General features: G+C 59.2%; 2 protein-coding genes. Both read left to right on the forward strand.

Annotated features, from left to right (window positions below; translation table 11 throughout):
- Window positions 1-340 precede the first annotated feature (340 nt).
- Window positions 341-2,716 (forward strand): type I secretion system permease/ATPase, encoded by a 2,376-nt coding sequence (locus F6X37_RS35280; protein WP_187614609.1) that lies wholly within the window; start codon window positions 341-343, stop codon window positions 2,714-2,716.
- A complete protein-coding gene (locus F6X37_RS35285) occupies window positions 2,713-3,957 on the forward strand; it encodes an HlyD family type I secretion periplasmic adaptor subunit (RefSeq protein WP_184041105.1) in 1,245 nt (414 codons plus the stop codon). Before F6X37_RS35280 ends, F6X37_RS35285 begins: the two co-directional genes overlap by 4 nt.
- The last annotated feature ends 235 nt before the right edge of the window (window positions 3,958-4,192 follow it).

Genomic DNA, 4,192 nt, shown 5'->3' on the forward strand with positions numbered 1-4,192 from the left:
TCTAGTAACGATACAAGATTAACAGGCGAATAGTGGGTTGGCCACCGTTGATCCTGGCGGCCCTATCTGGTCAGACAATCGCGCGCGGAAATCAGTGCTTGTGAAAGGCTGCGAACTAAAAATTCGTACCAGTCTCACTATGTTGTCGCGGCTGTCTGATTTCGCGGGGTCACCGATATCCGGACAATTGGAGCCAGTACGAAATCTCATGTTTCGTTCATCAGGTCACCCGAATTAGCCGAATCGATCCTTTAAACGACGAGCATTGCTTCATTGTTTTCTGCGTCTGGATTGCGGTTCAGGTGTCGCACCACATACTTCAATCTAACCGGTTACGATCATGACGCGAAACGATTTTCCTGACGTACAGGCTACCGCGCCCCTCACCAACGAGGACGGCCTCCTCGGTTCCGTGATGTGGATCTGCGAGCGCTACGGTTGCGGCAAGACGGCGCAGGCGCTCACCGCGGGGCTGCCGAAGAGCGGCATGCTTTCGCCGTCACTGGCGCTCGACTCCCTGTCAAACGCGGGCCTCACGGCGGGCTTGGTGGAGCGTCGTCTGCAACTGCTGCCGGAGCACGTGCTGCCGGTCATCTTGCTGCATCGCCGCACGGGTGGCTGCGTGCTGCTGGGTCGGCGTGCGAATCCGGACAAGGAAGCCAAAAGCCGCGTTCTATATCAGGTGATGGTGCCGGAAATTGGTCCCGAGCCCGTGGAGTACACCCAAGAGGAAATGGACGAAATCTATTCGGGCTACGCCATTCTGGTCAAGCCGACGGCCAAAGTCGAGCTGCGCGAAGGGGATAGCGTGGAACCGGCCGGCCACTGGTTGCTGGGCACGCTATGGCGTTATCGACGCTACTACGCGAGTGCTGCGCTCGGTGCATTGCTGATCAATGTGCTCGGCCTTGCCAGCGTCTTTTTCACGATGAACGTGTATGACCGCGTGGTCCCGAACCAGGCCTACGTCACCCTCTGGTCGCTCGCGATCGGGGTTGGAATTGCGATGCTGTTCGAAGCGATCTCGCGCCATGTACGTAGCCATTTACTCGACGTCGCCGGCAAGAAAGCCGACCTGGTCATGGGCACGCTTTTGTTCCGCCAGGCGCTCTCCATCCGCATGGAGCACAAACCGTCGTCGGCAGGGTCATTCGCCAACCAGTTGCGCGAGTTCGAGTCGGTGCGCGACTTCGCAACCTCTGCCACGCTCTCTGCAATTTCCGATCTGCCATTCGTGCTCGTCTTTGTAGGCGTGGTATTCGCGGTCGGCGGTTCGCTCGGCTGGGTGCCGTTGCTGATGATCCCGTTGATCATCGGTGTGAGTCTGTTGGTGCAATGGCCGCTCGCGCGGATCATGAAAGGGAACCTCAAGGAAGCGTCGCTCAAGCAGGGCGTGCTGATCGAATCGGTTGAAGGTCTGGAAACACTCAAGGCGGTGGGTGGCGAAGGGCATATGCAAAAGCGCTGGGAGTCTTTCAGCGCGATGGCGGCATCTTCTTCGATGAAGTCGCGTCAGATTTCCAGCAAGGCGACGAGCTTCATTACCTTGTTGCAGCAGTTGCAGACCGTGGTGCTGATCGTATTCGGCGTCTACCTGATCGACGCAGGCGAGCTCACGCAAGGCGCGTTGATCGGTACGGTGATGCTGGCTGGCCGGATTACTGCGCCGCTGAGCCAGGTGATGGGACTCGCCTTGCGCTTCCAGCAGGCAAAGGCCGCGCTACATTCGTTGAACAGCTTGATGGCGATGCCTGTCGATCGCGATTCATCGCGCACGTATCTGCCGAAGCCTTCGCTCTCGGGGCAAATCACCCTGAAGGACGTCTGCTTCTCGTATCCCACACAGGAGATGCAACCGAATCCGCCGGTTCTGAAGGACGTCAATTTGAGCATCCAGTCCGGCGAGCGGGTTGCTATCCTGGGCCGCATTGGGAGCGGTAAATCGACCCTTCTGCGTGTGATGGCGCGTCTTTACGCGCCGGTCGGAGGGCAGATGTTCACGGACGGTCTGGACGTTGAGCAGATTGACCTCGCCGACTGGCGCAAAGCTGTGGGGTACGTGGGCCAGGACGCGCGTCTTTTTCACGGCAGTCTGCGCGAAAACGTGATGATCGGACGGCCGGAAGCGAGCGCCGACGAGTTTCTACGCGTGATACGTTTGACAGGGCTTGATCATGTCGCTAGCCGCCACCCACGGGGTATCAACCTCCCAATCGGAGAAGGTGGTGCGGGCATCTCCGGTGGCCAGCGTCAGCTGGTGTCGCTGGCCCGCAGCCTCCTTGCCCGGCCGGAGCTCCTGTTGCTCGATGAGCCGACGAGCGCAATGGACGCCCAAACCGAGGCGCTCTTCCTTGAACATCTCGCGCGTGCAACTGCGGGGCAGGCGATCGTTGTGGTGACCCATCGCCCATCCTTGCTGGCCCTGGTTGACCGGATTGTCGTAGTCGAAGAAGGCAAGGTCGTGGCCGATGGTCCGAAGGACAAGATCCTCGCGATGCTGTCAGGCAAGAGCGAACCGGCAGCGGTGGATGGAACGCCGAAGCGCGCGCGACCGGGCACCTCGCCCGGCGTCGCGGCCGCAACAAATACGCCCGTGGCGCCTCAGGCCGTTGCCGCGAAGATCAGGATCATGAGCGCCAAAGAGACGGTACCGGCAGCCGCTGCGCAAGCGGGTAGTACGCAGGCAGGCGCACCGAACAAGGAGCAATCGCAATGAACTTCAATATTTTCAAACGAGGCAAGAAAAAGGCTAAGCTCGCCAAAGGCGACGCTGCTTTCATGAGCGACATCCGGGAATCGCTGCTGACGCAGTCGACGCCGGGCTCAATGATCATGCTTTACGTCATTCTCACGGTCCTGGCCGGCGGTCTGACCTGGGCGTACTTTGCGCGCGTGGAGGAGATAACGCACGGCGAGGGGACCATCATTTCGAAGAGCCGCGAACAGGTCATCCAGAGTCTTGAGGGCGGCATTCTCGAACAACTGGACGTACGTGAAGGCGATATTGTCAAGAAGGGACAAGTGCTGGCAAAGATCGATCCGACGCGAGCCGAGACGAGCTATCGCGAAGCGTGGTCCAAGTCAGTAGGACTGAAGGCGACGATTGCGCGTTTGCGTGCCGAGGCGTACGAGCAGCCGCTGACGTTTCCTGACGACGTGAAAGCCGTGCCTACGGTCGTGAAGCAGGAGACGCTTGCTTACAACGCGCGACGTCGTGCACTGAACGATAGCGTGGCCGCGTTGGAAAAGAGCTACTCGCTGTCGAGCAAGGAAATTGGCCTGGCCGAGCCGCTGGCGGCCAAAGGTCTTGTTTCTGAAGTCGAACTGCTCCGCATGCGCCGGCAGGCAAACGAGCTGCGCTCACAGATCGTCGAGCGTCGCAACAGATTTCAGGCCGACGCAAACTCGGAACTCACGAAGCTGGAACTCGAACTGGCGCAAACCAGCGAAACCGTCGTGGGTCGTGCGGATGTTCTACAGCGTACGACTGTGATTGCACCGGTGTACGGCACGGTGAAGAATATACGCTTCAATACGATTGGCGGGGTCATCCAGCCGGGCGAGCACATCATGGAAATTGTCCCGCTGGAAGATCAATTGCTCGTCGAGGCACGCATCAAGCCTTCGGACGTCGCATTCCTGCATCCTAATCAACCGTCCACCGTGAAGATTACGGCTTACGACTACGGAATTTATGGAGGCTTGAAAGGCACGGTTCAGCACATCAGCCCCGACACGCTCAAGGACGACCAGAAGGCCGCATCGGGCCGGCCCGATGCGACGTATTACCGCGTGCTTGTGCTGACAGACTCCAGTGAGTTGCATGCAGGCGGAAAAAGCTTACCGATTCTGCCCGGGATGATCGCGACGGTCGACATCCGTACCGGTGAGAAAACCATTCTTGACTACATTCTGAAGCCGATTTTCAAGGCTCGTGAAGCGTTCCGGGAGCGGTGATTATCTCGTTGGATCTGGTGACTTCCGGTAATGCCATGCACGGGTGCGCATGGAGGAAACCGGAAGATTCCCGGTTGGAAGCCCGCGTCTTTCCGGGTCTGCATGCCGTGGTCGGAAGAAGCTCGCTGCGCTGGAGCGCGCCTGACCCGGCACGACACGCTGCGGCGCTTGGAATGATTCGCGCGTCGTTGTTGATCGTGGCGCTACGGTACGCATGATTGCGGCCGGTTGAACG

It is taken from the genome of Paraburkholderia sp. 31.1 (genome assembly GCF_014397645.1).
GTDB classification, from domain to species: Bacteria; Pseudomonadota; Gammaproteobacteria; order Burkholderiales; family Burkholderiaceae; genus Paraburkholderia; species Paraburkholderia tuberum.